Origin of the sequence: Serratia sp. KG1D, assembly GCF_037150675.1 — a bacterium.
GTDB classification, from domain to species: domain Bacteria; phylum Pseudomonadota; class Gammaproteobacteria; order Enterobacterales; family Enterobacteriaceae; genus Serratia; species Serratia nematodiphila.
On record NZ_JBAGIH010000007.1, the window covers coordinates 34124 to 56480 of the forward strand.

24 protein-coding genes are annotated in these 22357 nt (G+C 60.2%); 13 read left to right on the plus strand and 11 right to left on the minus strand.

The features are described 5' to 3' along the window. The first annotated feature begins 270 nt into the window (after positions 1–270). The 3 genes from WFM45_RS23295 to glpX all read left to right on the plus strand — a co-directional run bounded on the left by WFM45_RS23295 (position 271) and on the right by glpX (position 3807). Entirely contained in the window at positions 271–1116 is an 846-nt protein-coding gene (locus WFM45_RS23295; protein ID WP_004931095.1) for an MIP/aquaporin family protein, read from the plus strand. A 42-nt stretch (positions 1117–1158) separates the two neighbouring features. Continuing rightward, entirely contained in the window at positions 1159–2667 is a 1509-nt protein-coding gene (gene glpK / locus WFM45_RS23300) for a glycerol kinase GlpK (RefSeq protein WP_004931097.1), read from the plus strand. A 129-nt stretch (positions 2668–2796) separates the two neighbouring features. Further along, a complete protein-coding gene (gene glpX / locus WFM45_RS23305; protein ID WP_016929713.1) occupies positions 2797–3807 on the plus strand; it encodes a class II fructose-bisphosphatase in 1011 nt (336 codons plus the stop codon). Positions 3808–4001: 194 nt separating this feature from the next. Here glpX and emrD read toward each other — a convergent pair whose 3' ends face one another. Beyond that, entirely contained in the window at positions 4002–5186 is a 1185-nt protein-coding gene (emrD, locus tag WFM45_RS23310) for a multidrug efflux MFS transporter EmrD (RefSeq protein WP_166445494.1), read from the minus strand. A 297-nt stretch (positions 5187–5483) separates the two neighbouring features. Between emrD and WFM45_RS23315 the strand changes: the two genes are divergently transcribed. Both WFM45_RS23315 and fpr read left to right on the plus strand, forming a co-directional pair. Continuing rightward, a complete protein-coding gene (locus WFM45_RS23315; protein ID WP_131165392.1) occupies positions 5484–6095 on the plus strand; it encodes a helix-turn-helix transcriptional regulator in 612 nt (203 codons plus the stop codon). 3 nt (positions 6096–6098) lie between these two features. Next, positions 6099–6845 (plus strand): ferredoxin--NADP(+) reductase, encoded by a 747-nt coding sequence (gene fpr / locus WFM45_RS23320; protein WP_004931107.1) that lies wholly within the window; start codon positions 6099–6101, stop codon positions 6843–6845. 8 nt (positions 6846–6853) lie between these two features. On the opposite strand, the gene WFM45_RS23325 is transcribed toward fpr, so the two are convergent. Further along, positions 6854–7273, minus strand: coding sequence for a DUF805 domain-containing protein (locus WFM45_RS23325; protein WP_004931108.1), 420 nt, complete (start codon positions 7271–7273; stop codon positions 6854–6856). 199 nt (positions 7274–7472) lie between these two features. On the opposite strand from WFM45_RS23325, the gene WFM45_RS23330 reads away from it, so the two are divergent. Further along, positions 7473–8057 (plus strand): DUF1454 family protein, encoded by a 585-nt coding sequence (locus tag WFM45_RS23330; RefSeq protein WP_048326688.1) that lies wholly within the window; start codon positions 7473–7475, stop codon positions 8055–8057. Positions 8058–8185: 128 nt separating this feature from the next. Further along, positions 8186–8953 carry a triose-phosphate isomerase gene (tpiA, locus tag WFM45_RS23335; protein ID WP_004931113.1) on the plus strand — a complete coding sequence of 256 codons (768 nt, stop codon included), beginning with the start codon at positions 8186–8188 and terminating at the stop codon, positions 8951–8953. Positions 8954–9019: 66 nt separating this feature from the next. Here the strand turns inward: tpiA and WFM45_RS23340 are convergent, their stop codons facing one another. The 4 genes from WFM45_RS23340 to cpxP all read right to left on the minus strand — a co-directional run bounded on the left by WFM45_RS23340 (position 9020) and on the right by cpxP (position 12904). After that, positions 9020–10009 (minus strand): sulfate ABC transporter substrate-binding protein, encoded by a 990-nt coding sequence (locus WFM45_RS23340; RefSeq protein ID WP_015379419.1) that lies wholly within the window; start codon positions 10007–10009, stop codon positions 9020–9022. A 186-nt stretch (positions 10010–10195) separates the two neighbouring features. Further along, positions 10196–11158 carry a 6-phosphofructokinase gene (pfkA, locus tag WFM45_RS23345; protein WP_004931116.1) on the minus strand — a complete coding sequence of 321 codons (963 nt, stop codon included), beginning with the start codon at positions 11156–11158 and terminating at the stop codon, positions 10196–10198. Between the two features lie 231 nt (positions 11159–11389). Beyond that, the gene (gene fieF / locus WFM45_RS23350; RefSeq protein WP_048326689.1) at positions 11390–12292 is read right to left on the minus strand and encodes a CDF family cation-efflux transporter FieF; all 903 of its coding nucleotides are present in this window, start codon (positions 12290–12292) and stop codon (positions 11390–11392) included. A gap of 132 nt (positions 12293–12424) precedes the next feature. Continuing rightward, entirely contained in the window at positions 12425–12904 is a 480-nt protein-coding gene (gene cpxP, locus WFM45_RS23355) for a cell-envelope stress modulator CpxP (protein WP_004931122.1), read from the minus strand. 148 nt (positions 12905–13052) lie between these two features. Here cpxP and cpxR point away from each other — a divergent pair, with 148 nt between their 5' ends. The 5 genes from cpxR (at position 13053) to WFM45_RS23380 (ending at position 17259) form a co-directional block, all read left to right on the plus strand. Further along, positions 13053–13751, plus strand: a complete 699-nt coding sequence (gene cpxR, locus WFM45_RS23360) for an envelope stress response regulator transcription factor CpxR (protein ID WP_004931124.1) — start codon at positions 13053–13055, stop codon at positions 13749–13751. Continuing rightward, positions 13748–15142 (plus strand): envelope stress sensor histidine kinase CpxA, encoded by a 1395-nt coding sequence (gene cpxA, locus WFM45_RS23365; RefSeq protein ID WP_015379421.1) that lies wholly within the window; start codon positions 13748–13750, stop codon positions 15140–15142. Before cpxR ends, cpxA begins: the two co-directional genes overlap by 4 nt. 43 nt (positions 15143–15185) lie before the next feature. After that, a complete protein-coding gene (trmL, locus tag WFM45_RS23370; RefSeq protein WP_060557953.1) occupies positions 15186–15659 on the plus strand; it encodes a tRNA (uridine(34)/cytosine(34)/5-carboxymethylaminomethyluridine(34)-2'-O)-methyltransferase TrmL in 474 nt (157 codons plus the stop codon). A gap of 50 nt (positions 15660–15709) precedes the next feature. Continuing rightward, a complete protein-coding gene (locus WFM45_RS23375) occupies positions 15710–16483 on the plus strand; it encodes a CHAD domain-containing protein (protein ID WP_250602335.1) in 774 nt (257 codons plus the stop codon). A gap of 104 nt (positions 16484–16587) precedes the next feature. Then, complete coding sequence (locus WFM45_RS23380; RefSeq protein WP_033631337.1) at positions 16588–17259, plus strand: DUF3313 domain-containing protein; 672 nt, start codon at positions 16588–16590, stop codon at positions 17257–17259. 61 nt (positions 17260–17320) lie between these two features. Here the strand turns inward: WFM45_RS23380 and cysE are convergent, their stop codons facing one another. The 5 genes from cysE to WFM45_RS23405 all read right to left on the minus strand — a co-directional run bounded on the left by cysE (position 17321) and on the right by WFM45_RS23405 (position 20507). Then, positions 17321–18142, minus strand: coding sequence for a serine O-acetyltransferase (cysE, locus tag WFM45_RS23385; RefSeq protein WP_004931135.1), 822 nt, complete (start codon positions 18140–18142; stop codon positions 17321–17323). Between the two features lie 106 nt (positions 18143–18248). Continuing rightward, on the minus strand, positions 18249–19268 hold the full coding sequence (gene gpsA, locus WFM45_RS23390) for an NAD(P)H-dependent glycerol-3-phosphate dehydrogenase (protein ID WP_033631338.1): 1020 nt from the start codon (positions 19266–19268) through the stop codon (positions 18249–18251). Next, positions 19268–19738 carry a protein-export chaperone SecB gene (gene secB / locus WFM45_RS23395; protein ID WP_004931139.1) on the minus strand — a complete coding sequence of 157 codons (471 nt, stop codon included), beginning with the start codon at positions 19736–19738 and terminating at the stop codon, positions 19268–19270. The genes gpsA and secB overlap by 1 nt, the downstream gene beginning before the upstream one ends. A 57-nt stretch (positions 19739–19795) precedes the next feature. Then, positions 19796–20044, minus strand: a complete 249-nt coding sequence (grxC, locus tag WFM45_RS23400; RefSeq protein ID WP_019452217.1) for a glutaredoxin 3 — start codon at positions 20042–20044, stop codon at positions 19796–19798. 28 nt (positions 20045–20072) lie between these two features. Further along, a complete protein-coding gene (locus WFM45_RS23405) occupies positions 20073–20507 on the minus strand; it encodes a rhodanese-like domain-containing protein (protein ID WP_015379424.1) in 435 nt (144 codons plus the stop codon). A 297-nt stretch (positions 20508–20804) separates the two neighbouring features. On the opposite strand from WFM45_RS23405, the gene gpmM reads away from it, so the two are divergent. Then, positions 20805–22349 (plus strand): 2,3-bisphosphoglycerate-independent phosphoglycerate mutase, encoded by a 1545-nt coding sequence (gene gpmM / locus WFM45_RS23410; RefSeq protein ID WP_336957425.1) that lies wholly within the window; start codon positions 20805–20807, stop codon positions 22347–22349. Positions 22350–22357: the final 8 nt, after the last annotated feature.

Sequence of the window (22357 nt, forward strand, 5' to 3'; positions counted from 1 at the left end):
CACGAGTTGTTAACGCCCCTCGCTAAACCACTGGTCAGATCACACTTTTATGGCTCAGAAAGAACACTAAACGACGCGAAATCGCTCAATTTTATGACGCGCCACACACATTTTGATTTCGCTATTTCTCGTTTATGTTCGTTAACGATAAATTTACATCACGTCCTCATTCAATAATTGGACGAGATGAAAAAACTGTGCCCATAGGCCAGATGTATACCTGGCTGAGCCTATAAACCAACAACCGCCGTTTTGCAGGACACCAACATTATGAGCCAAACCACCAGTCCGACATTAAAAGGCCAGTGCATCGCCGAGTTCCTCGGCACGGCGCTGCTGATCTTCTTTGGCGTAGGCTGCGTTGCCGCGCTGAAACTGGCGGGCGCCAGCTTCGGCCAGTGGGAAATCAGCATCATTTGGGGCCTGGGCGTCGCCATGGCCATCTATCTGACCGCCGCCATTTCCGGTGCGCATCTCAACCCGGCGGTCACCCTCGCCCTGTGGCTGTTCGCCTGCTTCGACGGGCGCAAAGTGGTGCCTTACATCATTGCGCAGATCGCCGGCGCCTTCTGCGCCGCGGCCTTGGTCTACGGGCTGTACTACAATCTGTTCTTCGACTTCGAAGCGGCCCACCACATGGTGCGCGGCAGCAACGAAAGCCTCGAACTGGCAGGCATCTTCTCGACTTACCCTAACGCGCACATCTCGGTCGGCCAGGCCTTTCTGGTAGAAATGGTGATCGCTGCAATCCTGATGTGCCTGATCCTGGCGCTGACCGACGACGGCAACGGCATTCCGCGCGGCCCGCTGGCGCCGCTGCTGATCGGTATTCTGATTGCCGTGATCGGCGCCTCCATGGGACCATTGACCGGCTTTGCGTTGAACCCGGCGCGTGACTTCGGGCCGAAACTGTTCGCCTACCTGGCCGGCTGGGGCAAAGTCGCCTTCACCGGCGCACGCGACATCCCGTACTTCCTGGTGCCGATCTTCGCCCCTATCGTCGGCTGTGGCTTGGGCGCTTTCGGTTACCGCGCGCTGATTGGCCGCCACCTGCCGTGCGACGTCTGCGTGACGGAAGAAGAGCCCGACGCCAAGACCCAGCAGCGTAAAGCGTGATGGGTGCAGTTTTACACGGTTAACAACAGCAGGATAATTACCATGACTGTAGAAAAAAAATACATTGTCGCACTCGACCAAGGGACCACCAGCTCACGTGCCGTCGTACTCGATCACGACGCCAACATCGTCGCAGTATCGCAGCGCGAATTCCCGCAGATCTATCCAAAGGCCGGCTGGGTTGAGCACGACCCGATGGAGATCTGGGCATCGCAAAGTTCGACGCTGGTAGAAGTGCTGGCGAAAGCCGACATCAATTCCGATCAGATCGCCGGCATCGGCATCACCAACCAGCGCGAAACCACCATCGTCTGGGAAAAAGAGACCGGCAAGCCGATTTACAACGCCATCGTTTGGCAGTGCCGCCGCACTGCCGACATCTGCGAGAAGCTCAAGCGCGACGGCCTGGAAGAGTACATCCGTCACAACACCGGCCTGGTGGTTGACCCGTACTTCTCCGGCACCAAGGTGAAGTGGATCCTGGACAACGTCGAAGGCGCCCGCGAGCGCGCCAAGCGCGGCGAACTGCTGTTCGGCACCGTGGATACCTGGCTGGTGTGGAAAATGACCCAGGGGCGCGTACACGTCACCGATTACACCAACGCCTCACGCACCATGATGTTCAACATCCACGAACTGGACTGGGACGAGCGCATGCTGGAAGTGCTGGATATCCCGCGCGCCATGCTGCCGAAAGTCCGCCCGTCCTCCGAAGTGTACGGCCAGACCAACATCGGCGGTAAGGGCGGCACGCGTATTCCTATCGCCGGTATCGCCGGTGACCAGCAGGCGGCATTGTACGGCCAGCTGTGCGTTCAACCGGGCATGGCGAAGAACACCTATGGCACCGGCTGCTTCCTGCTGATGAACACCGGCAAAGAAGCGGTGCGCTCGAAAAACGGTCTGCTGACCACCATCGCCTGCGGCCCGCGCGGCGAAGTGAACTATGCGCTGGAAGGCGCGGTGTTCATCGGCGGTGCGTCTATCCAGTGGCTGCGCGACGAGCTGAAACTGATCAGCGACGCCGCCGACTCCGAATATTTCGCCACCAAGGTGAAAGACAGCAACGGCGTCTATGTGGTGCCGGCCTTCACCGGCCTGGGCGCGCCCTACTGGGATCCGTATGCTCGCGGCGCCATCTTCGGCCTGACCCGTGGTGCCAACAGCAACCACATCATCCGCGCCACGCTGGAATCCATCGCCTTCCAGACCCGTGACGTGCTGGACGCCATGCAGGCCGACGCCAACACCCGCCTGCAATCGCTGCGCGTGGACGGCGGCGCGGTCGCCAACAACTTCCTGATGCAGTTCCAGTCCGATATTCTCGGCACCCGCGTAGAACGCCCTGAAGTGCGTGAATCGACGGCGCTGGGCGCGGCGTTCCTGGCGGGTCTGGCCATCGGCTACTGGAACGATCTGGATGAAGTGAAGAGCAAAGCGGTGGTTGAGCGTGAATTCCGCCCAAGCATCGAAACCACCGAACGCAACTACCGCTACAGCGGCTGGAAAAAAGCGGTGGCTCGCGCTCAGGCATGGGAAGATCACGAGTAATCCCGAAGCTGCCGTTTCGCCAACAAGCGCTGCCTGCGGGCGGCGCTTTTTTTTTGCCCCGCCCTGCCGCCACCGCGCTGTGATAGACTTTGTCGATATTTTCCTCCCTTTCTCACAGACAGGTTTGCCATGAAACGTGAATTAGCCATCGAATTCTCCCGCGTTACCGAAGCCGCCGCGCTGGCGGGCTACAAATGGCTGGGGCGCGGCGACAAGAACGCCGCCGACGGCGCGGCGGTCCACGCCATGCGCATCATGCTCAACAAAGTGGATATCGATGGGCGCATCGTGATCGGCGAAGGCGAGATCGACGAAGCGCCGATGTTGTATATCGGCGAGCAGGTCGGTACCGGCCAGGGCGACGCGGTCGACATCGCGGTCGATCCGATCGAAGGCACCCGCATGACCGCCATGGGCCAGTCCAATGCGCTGGCGGTATTGGCGGTGGGCGATCGCGGCACCTTCCTGCATGCGCCGGACATGTACATGGAGAAGCTGGTGGTCGGCCCGGCGGCGCGCGGCGCCATCGATCTCAACCGGCCATTGGCAGAGAACCTGCAGAACGTCGCCGAACGACTGGGCAAACCGCTGTCGCAGCTGACGGTGATCGTATTGGCCAAACCGCGCCACGACGGCGTCATCGCGCAGATGCAGCAGTTGGGCGTGCGAGTATTCGCCATTCCTGACGGCGACGTAGCGGCCTCCATTCTCACCTGCATGCCGGAAAGCGAGGTCGATGTGATGTACGGCATCGGCGGCGCACCGGAAGGGGTGATCTCAGCCGCGGTGATCCGCGCGCTGGACGGTGACATGCAGGCGCGTTTGCTGCCGCGTCATGAGGTGAAAGGCGACAGCGCCGAAAACCGCCGCATCGGCGAACAGGAGTTGGCCCGCTGCCGGGAGATGGGTATCGAAGCCGGTCAGGCGCTGCGTCTGGATCAGATGGCGCGCAACGACAACGTGATCTTCTCCGCCACCGGCATCACCAAGGGCGATCTGCTGGAAGGCATCAGCCGCCAGGGCAACATGGCCACCACCGAAACGTTGCTGATCCGCGGCAAGTCGCGCACCATCCGCCGTATTCGTTCGACCCACTATCTGGATCGCAAAGACCCGGCGCTGCACGAGTTTCTGCTGTAACGAAACAGGGCGCCGAATGGCGCCCTGATGATTGATGACAAACCTCATGCCCTTGCCGTGTTGGCAGAGAACAGCGAATAAAAAACAAGGAAAGTCAATTTATTGATTTTCGGCTGATAACCACAAAGGGGAGAAAAACCCCGCTTTTTCTCCCCTTTGTCAACGGTATGAGGGCGCCGAATGGCGCCCTGTCGTTATGCGGTATGCCCCTGATGCTGCATACGATTGGACAGCGGCCACCAGCACAGCAGGATCAGCAGCGCCATCGCGAACATCAGCAAGCCGAGGCTGAACTGCCCGGTTTGCGGCAACATGGCGGACAGCCAGGTCGCCAGACCGGACCCCATGTTCTGCATCCCGCCCACCAGTGCGCCCGCCGCGCCGGCCAGGTAAGGGAACGGCTCCATCGCCCCGGTGGTCGCCAGCGGGAACAGCATGCCGGCGCCGAAGAAGAACAACGCGGCCGGCACGATCAGCGTCCAGATGTTCATCACGCCGAACCAGCCCGGGATCCACATCATCGCCCCCGCCAGCAGGCAGCTAATCACCGAATGCCACATCAGCGTGTGGAAGGTCTTGCCGTCGCGCCCGGCGTACCAGGCGCCGAAAAACGCCGCCGGGATCGGCAGAATGAACAGGATGCTGACGGTCAGCCCACTCAGCCCCAACACGCCGCCCATCAACACACCGCAGCTGGCCTCGAATACCGCAATCCCCGCCAGCGCGCCGATCAGCATCACCAGATAGCAGCTGAAGGTGCTGTCACCCAGCAGCTGGCGGAAACTGGCCAGCATGCGACGTTTTTCCGTTTGCACCGGGCGGGTTTCCGGCAGCCAGCGGAACATCGCGAAGGCGACGCAGGCGCACAGCGCCAGCAGGAAGGCGTAACAGGCTCGCCAGCCGAACACCATCGCCAGCGCGCCGCCGATCACCGGCGCCAGCAGCGGGCTGACCAAAATCCCCATGTTCAACAGGCTGTTGGCGTAGCGCAGAGCGGTGCCGGCATACAGATCGCGCGGCATGGTGCGCGCCATCACGCCCGCCACGCCGGTGCCCATGCCCTGAATCGCGCTGGCGGCGACCAGCATCGTCAGGTTGGTGGACAGCAGTGCGCCCAGCGCACCGAACAGGAAGATCATCATGCCGGTCAGGATCACCGGGCGGCGCCCGATCCGATCCGATATCGGCCCGTAAATCAGCTGGGAGAAACCGTAGGTCAGCAGATACGCCGCCATCACCCGTTGCACGGCGCCGGTGCGAACCGACAGATCGTGGGCGATATCAGCAATAACGGGAACATAAATGGTTTGCGCCATCTGGCCGACGGCGACCAACAGGATAAGCATCACCAGCAGGTGAAAATTCTCTAGTTTTCTCATTATCTTCGTTAACGTTTCAACTCGTCACAGCGTCCCGGTATGGCCGTTGCAGCAGCCAGAACGGCGAGCAGCCCTCTATGGCGGCATAAACTAATCAAATCTGATTTTTTTAGCGAGTTTCAGGCAGATATTGATCCAGGTCACACTGGCAGCAAACCCGACCAGGCTCGTAAATTAAACTGTACGTCTAACGCTTTGGAGTTAAAAATAGCGCCCTTGCAGTAGCCGCGCTTTAGCATTTAATCGATAATTATTTTCATCAACTTGAAATAAAATAACACCATAGGGATTTGGTTCATGAAAACACCTGAGCTGATTTTATTGCAGTTAAAGGCTCTCGGCCCGCACTCGGCCAAAATGCTGGCGGAGCGTCTGGACATCACGCCGATGGGCATCCGACAACATCTGCAATCCCTGGAAAAACGTGAGTTGGTTTGTTACGAAGAAGCGCGCAGCAAGGTCGGCCGCCCGACGCGCTACTGGTCGCTGACAGAGCGAGGGCACGCTTTTGCGGCCGCCGATCAGGAACGGCTGCGGGCATCCGCGCTACGGCTGTTTGGCGGCGCCGGCGTGGAACCGCTGCTGAACGCGCGCGAAGAGCAGCTTTATCTGCGTTATGCCGAAGAGCTGTCCGCCGAGCGCAGCCACCAGGAGCGGTTAGCCCGATTGGTGCGTCTGCGGCAACATGACGGTTACATGGCCGAATTGCTCGATCATCCGCACGGTGCGCTGTTGGTGGAAAACCACTGTCCGATCGGCGTGGCCGGTTCCAACTGCAGCAGCCTGTGCAATTCCGAGCTGCAGCTGTTTCACCGCCTGTTCGGCAACGACTATCGGATAGAGCGCACCACGCACGCCATTTCCGGCTCACGACATTGTGCTTATTTGATTCGACCACGGGAGCTTTAGAGTATGGCTGAATGGGTAAACGGCAAGGTTACGCAGGTAAAACAATGGACCGACGGGCTGTTCAGCCTGGTGGTCAATGCCCCCATCGATCCTTTCACCGCCGGGCAATTCGCCAAACTGGCGCTGGAGATCGACGGCGAACGAGTGCAACGCGCCTACTCCTACGTCAATGCCCCCGATGACGCCAACCTGGAGTTCTATCTGGTGACGGTGCCGGAAGGCAAACTGAGCCCGCGCCTCAATCAGCTGCGGCCAGGGTCGGATGTCATGGTGACCAAAGAAGCGGCCGGCTTCTTCGTGCTGGATGAAGTGCCCGACTGCGACACGCTGTGGATGCTGGCGACCGGCACCGCCATCGGCCCCTATCTATCGATTCTGCAGCAAGGCGTCGGCCTGGAACGCTTTAACAACCTGGTGCTGGTGCACGCCGCGCGTTTTGCGCGCGATCTGAGCTACCTGCCGCTGATGCAGCAACTGCAGCAACGCTACAACGGCAAGCTGCGCATCCAGACCGTCGTCAGCCGTGAAGAAACACCCGGCTCACTGACCGGCCGCGTGCCGGCGCTGATCGAGGACGGCCGGCTGGAAGCGGCGATCGGCTTGACCATCGACGCCGAAACCAGCCACGTGATGCTGTGCGGCAACCCGCAGATGGTGCGGGACACCCAGCAAACGCTGAAAGACCACCGCCAAATGCGCAAGCACCTGCGCCGCAAACCGGGCCACATCACCAGCGAGCACTACTGGTAACCCGAGGATCAGCGGAACTTCACCGGTTCGGCTTCCGGGCCGAACCGATTGTCTCCCGGCGTGCCGACGAAGGCGCCCAGATCGATAGTCATCATCACGATAATCAGCGTCGGGATGAAACGCCCGACGCCCCATTGCCAGATCGGCGCCAGCATTTGCCAGTTGCCCGCCGCCAGCATCCACGCCAGGATCAGCAGCAACGCCCACCAGCCGGCCTTGTTGCGATCGTGCAGACGTTTGACCAGCACCGCCGCCGTCGGCCACAGCAGCGCCACGATAAAGAAGGCGATGGATTGGATGGCGATCAATTGATAATTGGCCAGCGTAAACGCCGCCGCCATCAGCACCAACCACAGCCCCATCCAGATCCAGAAGTCGCGCCGCCCGATGCGGCCCTTAAAAGAAAAACACCACTGTTGTAACGTCATCGATTCCTGCGCTCTAAGCCTGCCCATATTCTGCGCCGCAGTGTAACATAGGCGCTGCCGGGCCGAGTTTTCCGCCTTGCATAACGCGGCGCGCCGCACAGCTTTCTCGTCAGCGAACCGATAATGGCGTGGGATCTTTGACAAGGCCCGCGAGTTATCGCTTTAATCGGAGCCATCTTTGTCCTTGATGCCATACGCCATGCTGAGAAAAACCCTCGCCATCGCCTGCCTGCTGCAGGCCGCCGCCAGCGCCTGGGCCGAACCGCCCGCCGCCGAAGCGAAACCGACCGCGCCTTACCTGCTGGCCGGGGCGCCGACCTTCGATCTGACGGTGGTCAAATTCCGCGAAAAATACAATCGCGACAACCCGAAACTGCCGATTGGCGAATTCCGCGCCATTCCGGCCACCGAAGACGATTCGCCGCTGCTGACGCGCGCCGCCAGCAAACTCAACGAAAACCTGTACGCCTCCACCGCGCTGGAGAAAGGCACCGGAAAAATCAAAACGTTGCAGATCACGCATCTGCCGCTGCAGCAGGCCAATGAAGAAAAAGCCGCGCGCGCCATCGCCATCAACTACATGGCGGCGCTGATGCGCCAGTTCGAACCGGCATTGACGGTGGAGCAGAGCCAGAACAAGGTGAACAGCCTGCTGGAAAAAGGCAAAGGATCGCGCTTTTACCAACAGCAGGTCGGCGCCATTCGCTATGTCGTCTCGGACAACGGCGATAAAGGCGTAACCTTCGCGGTTGAACCGATTAAGCTGGCGCTTTCCGAGCCGTAACGGCGCGGCATTTAATGACGAAAAGCAAAGCCTTCGCGCTTAATGATCTCTATACTGTTGGGCAGGTAAACTGCCGGTCCGGCAGTTGTCATTTCGACTCTCGCGTTCCCTAGTTGGAGGAAAAAAACATGCGTCATCCATTAGTTATGGGTAACTGGAAGCTTAACGGCAGCACTCACATGGTCAACGAACTGATCGCCGGTCTGCGCAATGAGCTGAGCAGCGTTGACGGCTGTGGCGTCGCCATCGCCCCGCCGGTGATGTATCTGGATCAGGCCAAGCACGCGCTGGCCGGCAGCCGCATCGCGCTGGGCGCGCAGAACGTGGACGTTAACCTGTCCGGCGCCTTCACCGGTGAAGTTTCCGCCAACATGCTGAAAGACGTCGGCGCTCAGTACATCATCATCGGCCACTCCGAGCGTCGCACCTACCACAAAGAAAGCGACGAAGTGATCGCCGAGAAATTCGCCGTGCTGAAAGAAGCCGGCCTGATCCCGGTGCTGTGCATCGGTGAAACCGAAGCGGAAAACGCAGCGGGCAAAACCGAAGAAGTATGCGCGCGCCAGATCGACGCCGTGCTGAAAACCCTGGGCGCACCGGCGATGAAAGGCACCGTGATCGCCTATGAGCCGGTCTGGGCCATCGGTACCGGCAAATCCGCCACCCCTGCGCAGGCGCAGGCCGTGCACAAATTTATCCGCGATCACATCGCCAAGCACGATGCCGCGGTCGCCGCTGAAATCATCATCCAGTACGGCGGTTCGGTGAACGACAAGAACGCCGCAGAGCTGTTCTCCCAGCCGGACATCGATGGCGCGCTGGTTGGCGGCGCCTCGCTGAAAGCCGACGCTTTCGCCGTGATCGTCAAAGCCGCTGCCGCAGCGAAAAAAGCCTGATTGCCTTAGGCTTGCCATAAAAAAACCCCGGCTTGCCGGGGTTTTTTTATTGCCGTTTAAACGGCATCAACGTTTGCTGATTTCGTCGAATACGCCGCCGGTGGCGAAGTGCACCTTCTGCGCTTCGGTCCAGCCGCCGAAGGTGTCATCTACGGTGAACAGCTTCAGCTGCGGGAACTGCCCGGCAAATTTGGCCGCCACCGCCGCATCGCGCGGGCGGTAATAGTGCTGTGCCGCGATAGTCTGCCCTTCCGGTGAATACAGATACTTCAGGTAGGCGGTCGCCACCTCGCGGGTACCGCGTTTGTCGACCACCTTATCCACCACCGACACCGTCGGTTCGGCCAGGATCGATTCGCTCGGGGTGATAATCTCGAACTTGTCTTTGCCCAGCTCTTTCTCCGCCAGCAGCGCTTCGTTTTCCCAGGCGATCAGCACGTCGCCGATGCCGCGCTCAACGAAGGTATTGGTCGAGCCGCGCGCACCGGAATCCAGCACCTCGACGTTCTTGTACAGGTTTTTGACGAAGTCCTGCGCCTTGGCCTTATCGTTGTTATTGTGATGCAACGCGTAGCCCCAGGCGGCCAGGTAGTTCCAGCGGGCGCCGCCGGAAGTTTTCGGGTTTGGGGTGATCACCGACACGCCCGGCTTGATCAAATCAGGCCAGTCATGAATCTGTTTCGGGTTGCCTTTGCGCACCAGGAAGACGATGGTCGACGTGTAAGGCGCCGAATTGTCCGGCAGGCGTTTGATCCAGTCTTTCTCGATGCGCCCGCGTTCGGCGATGGCGTCGACGTCATAGGCTAACGCCAGCGTCACCACGTCGGCCTCGATGCCGTTGATCACCGACGTCGCCTGCTTGCCGGAGCCGCCGTGCGACTGGCGCACCGTCACCTTGTCGCCGGTTTCCGCCTGGTAGTGCTTGCTGAATGCCGTGTTGTAAGCCTGATAGAACTCACGCGTCGGATCGTATGACACGTTCAGCAACTGAATATCCTTCGCCATGGCGCCGGACGCCAACAGCACCAATGTCAGACCTACACCCCATTTACGCATCGACAGGCTCTCCCAGAAAATTAAGCGCAACCTCAATCGGTTGATTTAGCATCAGAGCCTGCCAGAAACTTTCCCGGCAACTAAAGAATAAAAAATTTTGGGATAGATGATTCTGGAATATGTCACTGGCGAGCATAAAAAAGCCCCCGGGAGCGGAGGCTTTTTTGTCGTGCGGTGAGTGGCGTATCAGTACAGCTTTTTCGCCGTTTCCAGCCAGTCGCCCTTGAACGGACGCTTCATGTTTTCGATCGCGTCGATGATATCATGATGCACCATTTTTTCGTTCTGGATACCGACGCAGCGGCCGCCGTACCCCTGCAGCAGCAGTTCGATGGCGTAGGCGCCCATGCGCGAGGCCAGGATGCGGTCATAGGCGACCGGCGAACCGCCGCGCTGAATGTGGCCCAGCACAGTGGCGCGGGTTTCACGCTTGGTTTCCTGCTCAATGTGGCGCGCCAGCTCATCGATATCGCAGATGTGCTCGGTGATCGCCACGATGGCGTGTTTTTTGCCTTTGGCGATACCGGCCTTGATTTCGCACACCAGATCTTCGCGGTTGAATTCGATTTCAGGCAGCACGATAAATTCGCAGCCGCCGGCAATCGCCGCCGCCAGCGTCAGATCGCCGCAGTAACGGCCCATCACTTCCACGATGGAGATGCGCTGGTGCGACGAGGAGGTATCGCGCAGGCGGTCGATCGCTTCCACCACGGTTTCCAGCGCGGTGAAGTAACCGATGGTGTAGTCGGTGCCGGCGACATCGTTATCGATGGTGCCCGGCAGACCGATGCACGGGAAGCCTTCTTCCGTCAGGCGTTTGGCGCCCATGTAGGAACCGTCGCCGCCGATCACCACCAGCGCGTCGATGCCGCGATTCTTCAGGTTTTCAATCGCCTTGGCGCGCACGTTTTCATCCCTGAATTCCGGGAAGCGGGCCGAACCAAGGAAGGTGCCGCCACGGTTGATCATGTCGGACACGCTATAGCGATCCAGCTGCTCCATGCGATCTTCGTACAAGCCAAGGTAGCCATCGTAAATACCAAAAACTTCCAGACCTTCTGAAAGCGCAGAACGCACAACGCCGCGAATTGCAGCGTTCATACCCGGCGAATCACCGCCGCTCGTCAGTACACCGATTTTCTTGATCATGACTACCTCTGAACTGTGTAGATGCAATTTCTTAAGAATTCTGTCTCCGCCGATCGTCTTGAAACCTCTCCGGCTGCAGAAAACCAGCTTTATGGCTTATTGCTGGATATTATATCAAAAACACCCAGCTGAATTGATTCAAGTCACGCAATATAACGGTTAAAACGCCGCATGGCACGCTGAGCTAACTCAGATATTCATGATAATACTTTGCGCTATGCCTCTATATGATTATAGCTCCCAATGCCCCTGCCTACCCGGCGGCACCACGGAGCACGGATCCAGGTGAATGATGACGTCCGCCCCCGCAAAACGGTGCCGCAACGCCTGTTCCACCTGATCGGCTAACCGGTGCGCCTCGCGCAGCGGCAGCGTGTCGTCCATCTCCAGATGCAGCTGGATGAAACGCGTCGGCCCCGACTGCCGAGTGCGCAGATCGTGCGCGCCTTTCACGCCGGGCCAGGAGGAAACCACGGCGATAATCGCCTGGCGCTCGTCATCCGGCAACGCCCGATCCAACAGCGACTGCACCGCTTCGTAACCCATGCGCAGCGCGCTATACAGGATGTAAACGCCGATGCCCAGTGCAAACAGCGCATCCGCCCGCTGGAAGCCGTACCAGCTTAGCCCAAGAGCGATAAGAATAGCACCATTCATCATGACATCTGACTGATAATGCAGCATATCTGCGCGCACGGCCTGGCTGCGCGTTTTTCTGACCACCCAGCGTTGATAGGTGACCAGCATCAGGGTGCTGACTAACGCGATCACCGTCACGATGACCCCAACGCCGGGATCGCGCAGCGTTTGCGGTGCATACAGATGCTGGAAGCCGGTGAGAAACAGAAACAGGGCGGAACCGGAAATAAACATGCTTTGCGCCAGCGCCGCCAGCGACTCCGCTTTGCCGTGGCCGAAGGTGTGCTCGGCATCGGCCGGCTGCAGCGAATAGCGCACCACCAGAAGGTTGGTCAGCGATGCCGCGATATCGACCAGCGAATCCACCAGCGCCGCCAGCAGGCTGACAGAACCGGTCTGGTACCAGGCGACGATTTTGATCAGCAACAGCGACGACGCCAGCGCGGTAGCGGCCAACGCAGCGGACTTTACCAGGCGTGCATAGCGCTGTTCCATTGAGGGATCCCGGTCAAAAGGTGTGGCGCTCAATATAGCGAAATGTCGGATAAAAAAAACCCCGCCATCATGGCGGGGAAGACAGGGATGGTGTCTATGGCAAGGAAAAACAGGGGACTACTCAGTCGTACTTCACTTCTGGGCAGAAGCTTGCTGCAAACCAGAAATTTGTTGCTCCATCTGCTGCATGCGCTGCTGATGTTTCTGGTCTAAAACACTTTTTTGCTCTGGCGTCAGCAGGTTATACATTTGGTTGCGCACCCGGGCCATTTCGACCTGGCGCTTGACCTGCTGTTGGGCCATCTTTTCCGCCTGGGCATACACGGCGGCTTCGTCAAATTTCTCTGCGGTCACCAGTTTATGCATGGCTTCCATTTCAGCTACATTGACACCAGGCAGATCGTGCCGGGCCTGGCGCATCAAATCGCGCATTTGCTGGCGCTGCTGTTCGCTGAGGCTGACACCGTCGAACATATGGTGCTGGCCGGGTATTCGGGTCATCGCGTCGTTGCCGGGAGGTTGGGCTGTGTCCGGTATAGTGTCGGCAGCGAAGGCAGCGGTCGAACCAATTGCCAGCAGTGATGCCATAACTAATGCGGTCACCTTACGCATTTCAACTCCTCAAGCTTTCTCACTTTGCGAATCAACGAGGAGCAGTGTACCGCCACACCTGAAAACCTGCGTCAGTGCATGTAAAACTACGTAAAGTCATGGAATGGCAACAGTTGATGACGTATTTTGCGTCTGGAGGTAAATCATAATGAACAAGATTCTGTTAGTTGACGACGACCGCGAGTTGACCTCGCTGTTAAAAGAACTGCTTGAAATGGAAGGTTTTAATATCGTCGTCGCGCACGATGGCGAGCAGGCGTTGTCGCTGCTGGACAGCTCCGTCGATCTGCTGCTGCTCGACATCATGATGCCGAAGAAAAACGGCATCGATACGCTGAAAGAACTGCGCCAACATCACCAGACGCCGGTCATCATGCTGACCGCGCGCGGCAGCGAACTGGACCGCGTGTTGGGCCTGGAGCTGGGTGCCGATGATTACCTGCCGAAACCCTTCAACGATCGCGAACTGGTCGCGCGCATTCGCGCCATTCTGCGCCGTTCCAACTGGAGCGAACAGCAGCAGCAGGTCGACAGCGGCGCCCCGACGCTGGATGTCGATGGCCTGCAGCTGAACCCCGGCCGCCAGGAGGCCAGCTTCGACGGCCAGGTGCTGGATCTGACCGGCACCGAGTTCACCCTGCTGTATCTGCTGGCGCAACATCTCGGCCAGGTGGTGTCGCGCGAACTGCTGAGCCAGGAAGTGCTGGGCAAACGCCTGACCCCATTCGATCGCGCCATCGACATGCATATCTCCAACCTGCGGCGTAAGCTGCCGGATCGCAAAGACGGGCATCCGTGGTTCAAAACCCTGCGCGGGCGTGGCTATTTGATGGTATCTGCAACATGATCAACAGTTTGACGGCACGCATCTTCGCCATTTTCTGGTTCACGTTAGCCCTGGTGCTAATGCTGGTGCTGATGGTGCCCAAGCTCGACTCCCGCCAAATGACCTCGCTGCTCGACAGCGAGCAGCGGCAGGGGTTGATGCTGGAACAGCACGTCGAGGCCGAGTTGCAAAACGATCCGGCCAACGATCTGATGTGGTGGCGCCGCCTGTTCCGCGCCATCGACAAATGGGCGCCGCCGGGCCAACGCCTGCTGCTGGTCACCAGCGAAGGTCGGGTGATCGGCGCGCAACGCAATGAAATGCAGATCGTCCGCAACTTCATCGGCCAATCCGACAATTCGGATCATCCGAAGAAGAAAAAGTACGGCCGCGTCGAACTGGTCGGGCCGTTCGCGGTGCGCGACGGCGAAGACAACTACCAGCTGTACCTGATCCGCCCCGCCAACAGCCCGCAATCCGATTTCATCAACCTGATGTTCGACCGGCCGCTGCTGCTGCTGATCGTCACCATGCTGATCAGCGCCCCGCTGCTGCTGTGGCTGGCCTGGAGCCTGGCGAAACCGGCGCGCAAGCTGAAGAACGCCGCCGATGACGTGGCGCGCGGCAACCTGAAACAGCATCCGGAACTGGAGGCCGGCCCGCAGGAGTTTCTGGCCACCGGCGCCAGCTTCAACCAGATGGTCAGCGCGCTGGAACGCATGATGAACGCCCAGCAACGCTTGATCTCGGACATCTCGCACGAGCTGCGCACGCCGCTGACTCGCCTGCAGCTGGCCACCGCGCTGATGCGCCGCCGCCACGGCGAAGGCCACGAGCTGGCGCGCATCGAAACCGAAGCGCAACGGCTGGATTCGATGATCAACGATCTGCTGGCGCTGTCGCGCGGGCAGCAGAAGGGCGAGCTGGCGCGCGAGCAGTTGAAGGCCAACGAACTGTGGGCCGACGTGCTGGATAACGCCCGTTTCGAAGCCGAACAGATGGGCAAGCAGCTGGAGATCGCTGCGCCGCCCGGTCCGTGGACGCTGTTCGGCAACGCGAGCGCGCTGGACAGCGCGTTGGAAAACATCGTGCGCAACGCCCTGCGTTATTCGCACACCCGCATCGCCGTGGCGTTCAGCGCCGACAATCAGGGCGTGACTATCCAGGTTGACGACGACGGCCCCGGCGTCAGCGCCGAAGACCGCGAGCAGATCTTCCGTCCATTCTACCGCACCGATGAGGCGCGCGACCGTGAGTCCGGCGGCACCGGCCTTGGCCTGGCTATCGTCGAGGCGGCGGTCAATCAGCATCGCGGCTGGGTGAAGGCCGAAGACAGCCCGCTTGGCGGTCTGCGGCTGGTGCTGTGGCTGCCGCTGCATCATCAACGCCTATCGTCTAAGACAGAACAGTAAGAGTTTGCTATCCTGCGCCCCTCGTTCACGAGGGGCCTGCAACATGCTGAACATCGTTTTATTTGAACCCGAAATTCCACCCAATACCGGCAATATCATCCGCCTGTGCGCCAATACCGGCTTTAATCTGCACCTGATCGAACCGCTGGGTTTCCCGTGGGACGACAAACGCCTGCGCCGCGCCGGGCTGGACTATCATGAGTTCACCCGCGTCAGCCGCCATGCCGATTACGCCGCCTTTCTCGCCGCCGAAAACCCGCAGCGGCTGTTTGCCCTCACCACCAAGGGCACGCCGGCGCACAGCGCCGTCAGCTACCACGCCGGCGACTACCTGCTGTTCGGCCCGGAAACGCGCGGGTTGCCTGCCGACATCCTCGATGCGCTGCCCGCGCAGCAAAAAATCCGCATCCCGATGCAGGCGCAAAGCCGCAGCATGAACCTGTCGAATGCCGTATCGGTGGTGGTGTATGAAGCCTGGCGGCAGCTGGACTATGCCGGTGCGCTGATCAAGGCGTAATCCGCGACGTCGCGCCATACTGGAAGAGTTATCCTCTCCAGGCACGGCACATGGCTTTCATCGCAGAGATTGTCACCCAGCTTCGCCGGCTCGAACCGGCGCTGAACGAGGCGCTGTTGCGGCTGCAACAGGCGCAAGACAGCGAAGCGCTGCACGACTTGCGCGTCTGTCTGCGCCGCATTCGCAGCCTGCTGCGCCCGTTACGCGGCTGCCCCGGCGCAACCCGGCTCGATCGGGCCGCCGCCGAATTGGGCAGGCTCACGACGCCGCTGCGCGATCTCGAGGTGCTGATCGCCGAACTGGCGCGTCATCGCCTCGATTGGCAGGCCAACGTGCGCCAGAGCGAATTTCAGGCCCGCTGCCGTCAACTGCTCGCCCATCCGCAGCTCATCGGCTTTCCCTCGCTTTTGCACGCCTGGCCGCGCCGCTTTCGCCGCAGCGCGCAACGCGCTGCCAAACACCGTGTGAACCGACGCCTGCAGCGCCAACAACGGCAATTGCGCCGGGCATTGGCCGATACCGGCTACGATCGCCACCGCCTGAGGCTGCTGATAAAACGCCTGCGTTACGCGGCTGAAGCCTATCCGCAGAGCCTTCCCCTCTCTCCCGCCGCGATGGCGAGCCTGAAAGCGGCGCAAAACGCCCTCGGTGATTGGCACGACCGGGAGGTTTGGTGCCTGCAAGCCGAGCATCAGGCGGATCTCTGGCCCTTGTTGCCCCGGTGGCAAGCTGAGCAACGCCAGGCGCTGGTCAGCGCGGACGCCTTGCTCGCCGCCTTATCACCGGCACTGGCGGCGAAAACCGGCGGCGCATCACGATCCTGAAAAAAGGCCGCAGCAGGGCACGCCCGGCCCCGAAAAAGCCCGATGAGGCGCAGATAATGCGCTATGTTTTGTAAGGGTAATCACCACTCATCATAGGAAACCATATGAAGAAACAACGTTTGAGCGTTGCCATGGCGGTTCTGGCGGCGGGCCTGTTGCTGGCGGGCTGCTCGTCCAAAGTCACCCAAACGAATCAATATTCGGGGTTCCTGCCGGACTACAGCAAGCTGCAGGAAACCAGCTCGCCAAGCGGCCATAAAACGCTGCGTTGGATCGATCCCAACTTTAAAGAGTCGAATTATCGCGGCGTGTATGTCGCTCCCGTGGTTTATTACCCGGCGGCTAAACCCACCGCCCGCGTCAGCCAACAAACGCTGGACAAAATTAGAAACTATACCGACCAAAGCGTGAGAAAAGCGGTGGCCGAGCGCACTACCGTTTTGAATAACCCGACAGGTTCCCGCGTGCTGTTGGCCAAAGTCGCGATTACCGCCGTGTCTGCCGAAGATGAGGATATGAAATTCTATGAAGTGGTGCCGGTAGCGGCCGTGGTGGCCAGCACCATGGCCGCAACTGGCCACCGGACGCAAAACACCACGCTGTTCCTGGAAGCGCAGTTGATCGATCAGGATAGCGGTAAAACGGTGCTGGAAGTGGTGCGCAAGAGTTACGGCAAAACCGTCAACAACGACAGCGCGCCAGTCACGGAACAAGAAGTCAAAGCGGCGATCGATGACATGGTCAACGACATCGTCACGTTCCCGAAACAGGGCTGACCGCCGTCTGAAAAACACAGGGGGAGCCGAAGCTCCCCCTGAATGAACCCGCAACCACGGCTTAGATGCCGTCGCCGTACTCGAAGCCGTGGTTGGTGCCGTTGAAGTATTGGTCCATATCCATCGACGGCGTATCGCTCTCCGGCCGCCCGACGATGCGCGCCGGCACGCCGGCGGCGGTGGTGTGCGGCGGTATCGCTTGCAAGACCACCGAGCCCGCGCCGATCTTCGCGCCCTTGCCCACTTCGATATTGCCGAGAATTTTGGCGCCTGCGCCAATCATCACCCCTTCACGGATTTTCGGGTGACGGTCGCCGCTGGTTTTACCGGTACCGCCCAGGGTGACCGACTGCAGGATAGAGACGTTGTTCTCCACCACCGCCGTTTCACCGATCACGATGCCGGTGGCGTGGTCGAGCATGATGCCGCAACCGATGGTCGCCGCCGGATGGATGTCCACGCCAAAGGCGACGGAAATTTGATTTTGCAGGTAGATAGCCAGCGCCTGCCGCCCTTGCTGCCACAGCCAGTGACCGATGCGGTAAGCCTGCAGCGCATGGAACCCCTTCAGGTAAAGCAGCGGCGTGGAGTATTTATCGACCGCCGGGTCGCGCAGGCGCACCGCGAGGATATCGCGCGCCGCCGAAACGATCATCTGGTTGTCAGACTTGTAGGCCTCTTCCACCACCTCGCGCACCGCGATGGCGGGCATGATCGGCGTGGCCAGCTTGTTGGCCAGCATATAGCTGAGCGCGCTGCCCAGGTTCTCGTGCTTGAGCAACGTCGCATGGAAAAAGCTGGCCAGCATCGGTTCACAATCAGCCAGTGCTCGCGCTTCTGATTTAATGCTGTTCCAGACCTGTTCCAACTCTTCTGACGACATCACATACCCCTCTGCCTTGCCAAACGGGCCGCTTCACACGGTAGCGCGAAGCAGCCCAGGTCATTTGCGGGGTCAGCATTCAGCTGCCCCGACATATCGTTTTATGTCACGCGCTGGGTTTTTCGTCCTTTCGGGCTCGCCCCAGCAGGCTCAGCGCCGCTTCGCGAGCGTCCTTGTGGCAGTAAAGCACCTGATAAATCTGTTCGGTGATCGGCATTTCCACACCGTGCCGCTGCGCCAACGCCAACACCTCTTTGGTATTGCGATAGCCCTCGACCACCTGACCGATACTGTCCTGCGCTTCCTGCACGCCTTTACCCTGCCCCAGCATAATGCCGAAGCGACGGTTGCGCGACTGGTTGTCCGTGCAGGTTAGCACCAGATCCCCCAGCCCCGCCATGCCCATGAACGTCGAAGGATCGGCGCCCAGCGCAGAACCCAGACGGCTCATTTCCGCCAGCCCGCGCGTAATCAACGCGGTACGGGCATTGGCGCCGAAACCGATGCCGTCGGACATGCCGGCGCCGATGGCGATCACATTCTTCACTGCGCCGCCAAGCTGCACACCGATGAAGTCGGGATTGCTGTAGACGCGGAAGCTCTTGCCGCAGTGCAGCAGCTGTTGCAGATCGTCGGCGAACTGCGCATCGGTCGCCGCCAGCGCGATCGCCGTCGGCAGGCCGGCGGCCAGCTCTTTGGCGAACGTCGGCCCGGAGAGCACCGCCAGCGGGATCGTCTCGCCCAGCGCCTCACGCGCCACGTCCTGCAGCAACCGGCCGGTTTCCGCTTCCAACCCCTTGGTGGCCCACACGATGCGGGCATCCGGGCGCAGATGCGGCTTCAGCTGGCGCAGCACGTCGCCGAACACGTGGCTCGGCACCACCACCAGCACGTCGCGGCTGGCGGCCAGCGCACGCGCCAAATCGGCTTCGAGCAGCAGGGTATCGGGGAAGGGAACATCGGGCAGAAACGCCTGATTGCAGCGATCGCGCTGCAACGTTTGAATTTGCGCGGGGTTGTGCCCCCACAGCACCACGGTGTGGCCGTTACGCGCCAGCGTGATGGCCAATGCGGTGCCGTACGAGCCGGCACCGATAACAGTCATTGAAGCATTGACGGTGTTCATCAGGCATCCTGATGTGGTGCGGCACCTTCGCCTTCCGCCTGCTGCTGCAGATAGTTCATGAACAGCGCGTCAAAGTTGACCGGTGCCAGATTCAGCTGCGGGAAGGTGCCGCGGGAAACCAGGCTGGTGATGCACTCGCGCGCATACGGGAACAAAATGTTCGGGCAGTATGCGCCCAGGCAATGCGCCAGCTGCGTGCCTTCGATGCCTGCTACCGAGAAGATGCCCGCCTGCTGCACTTCGCACAGGAACGCCGTCTCTTCGCCCAGGGTCGCCGTCACGGTTACGCGCAGTACCACTTCATACACTTCGTCAGCCAGCTGGCTGGACGCGGTATCCAGATCAAGTTTAACTTCCGGCTGCCATTCCTGCTGGAAAACCTGCGGCGCGTTCGGCGCTTCGAAGGAGATATCCTTGGTATAGATACGTTGGATCTGGAAAGCCATTTCGGTGCTGTTTTGTTCTGACATGTGAGTAATACCCTTGGTTAAACGTCCTTATTGACACTCGGTGAACCGGCAAGCTGCTTAAAGCAGCGGATCCAGGCCGCCGCGAGCATCGAGTTCATATAAATCATCGCAGCCGCCGATATGCCGGCCGTCGATGAAAATCTGCGGCACGGTGGTGCGCCCGCTGCGCTCGATCATCACTTCGCGCTTGGCGCTATCGCCGTCGATGGCGATCTCGTTAAACGCCGCGCCCTTGCTGTTCAGCAGCGCCTTGGCGCGATGGCAGAACGGGCAGGTCGCTTTGGTGTAGATATCAATGTTAGCCATGGATTGCCACCTCAAATAGGTTAAACGGTTACTTACCGCGCACCAGCGGCAGGTTTTCTCCGCTCCAGCCGGCAATGCCGTCTTTCAGCATAGTCACCTTTTCAAAACCGGCCTTGCTCAGGTTCTCCGCCGGCTCGCGGGAGGCGGTGCCGTTGGCGCACACGACGATGATCGGCTGCGCTTTGTGTTTTTCCAGCTCGCCCAGGCTGCCGTTTTTGATTTCGCTGGCGGTCAGGTTGATGGCGTTGGCCAGGTGACCACGGCGGAAATCGTCGCGGCTGCGGGTGTCGACCACCACGGCTTCTTCTTTGTTGATCAGGCGAATGGCTTCACCGCGGGCGATCTCTTTGACCTTGGAGAAACGGCTTTTGAAGGTCATGACGATCACGGCGACCAGCAGAGCGATCCAAGCCAGGCTCAGAATAGGGTGTCTGCTTACGAATGGCATAATTTCTTGCAGCATGGGGTGTAACAACTCCCGTTAGTTAAGGGATAAATAAGTCAAGGTTCCAGAGTATACCTGCCGAGTGCGGCAAATACAGCCAATAAGCAAGCGCGATTGTAGAAACTGCGGGCTGCGCTGAGAAATTCCCGACGTCAGAGCATAAAAGCCCGCGCGATTCGCCGCAACCTTGATCTCTTTGGGCTATTTATCGCCGGCGGCGGTGTAAAATCAGCCGGTTTTTCGAGGGCGAATAGCCATGCTTGCGGCGGGCGCATGGCTATTCGCAGCTTAAAAAGTTCATAAGAGGTCAATGCAATGTCGAACAACAAAAAACCGATGGTCCTGGTGATCCTGGACGGTTACGGCCACCGTGAAGAGCGGCAGGACAACGCGATCCTGAACGCCGGCACCCTGGTGATGGATCGTCTGTGGCGGGAGCAGCCGCATACGCTGATCGCCGCCTCCGGGCTGGATGTCGGCCTGCCCGATGGGCAAATGGGCAACTCCGAAGTCGGCCATGTCAATCTGGGCGCCGGGCGCATCGTGTACCAGGATCTGACCCGGCTGGACAAAGCGATCGCCGACGGCGACTTCTTTACCAACCCGGTGCTGACCGCCGCCGTCGATAAGGCCGTAGCGGCCGGCAAGGCGGTGCATATCATGGGCCTGCTGTCGCCGGGCGGCGTGCACAGCCATGACGAGCACATCCTGGCCATGATCAAGCTGGCCGCCCAACGCGGCGCCAAAGCCATTTATCTGCATGCCTTCCTCGACGGGCGCGACACGCCGCCGCGCAGCGCCGAAGCCCCGCTGCAACGCTGCCGCGACGCCTTCGCCGCGTTGGGCGTCGGGCGCATCGCCTCGCTGATCGGCCGCTACTACGCGATGGACCGCGACAACCGCTGGGATCGCGTGCAGCTGGCCTATGACCTGCTGACCGCGGCCAAAGGCGATTCCGTGGCCGAGGATGCGATCGCCGGCCTGCAGGCCGCTTATCAGCGCGGTGAAAACGACGAGTTCGTCAGACCGACCGTGATCCGCGCCGCCGGTGAGGCCGATGCCGCAATGCAGGACGGCGACGCGTTGATCTTCATGAACTTCCGCGCCGACCGCGCGCGCCAGATCACCCGCGCTTTCGTGAACGCCGACTTCGACGGTTTCCCGCGCGCCAAGCAGGTGCAGTTCGGCGATTTCGTGATGCTGACCGAATACGCCGCCGACATCGCGACCGCCTGCGCCTATCCGCCGGCGCCGCTGGCCAACACCTTCGGCGAATGGCTGATGAAGCACGACAAAACCCAGTTGCGCATCTCGGAAACCGAAAAATACGCCCACGTCACCTTCTTCTATAACGGCGGCGTGGAAGCGCCGTTCAAGGGCGAAGACCGCGTGCTGGTCAACTCGCCGCAGGTCGCCACCTATGATCTGCAGCCGGAGATGAGCGCCGCCGAACTGACCGACAAGCTGCTGAGCGCCATCCGCAGCGGCAAATACGACGCCATCATCTGCAACTACCCGAACGGCGACATGGTGGGGCATACCGGCGTGTATGAAGCGGCGGTCAAAGCGGTGGAAACACTGGACGCCTGCATCGCTCAGGTGGTTGACGCGGTGCGCGACGTCGACGGCCAACTGCTGATCACCGCCGATCACGGCAACGCCGAGCAGATGCGCGATCCGGCCACCGGCCAGGCGCACACCGCCCACACCAGCCTGCCGGTGCCGCTGATTTACGTCGGCAAACCGGCGCGCGCGGTCGAAGGCGGCAAGCTTTCGGACATCGCGCCAACCCTGTTAACGCTGATGGGAATGGAAATCCCGCAAGAGATGACTGGTAAGCCGCTGTTCATCGTGGAATAATCCTTCTC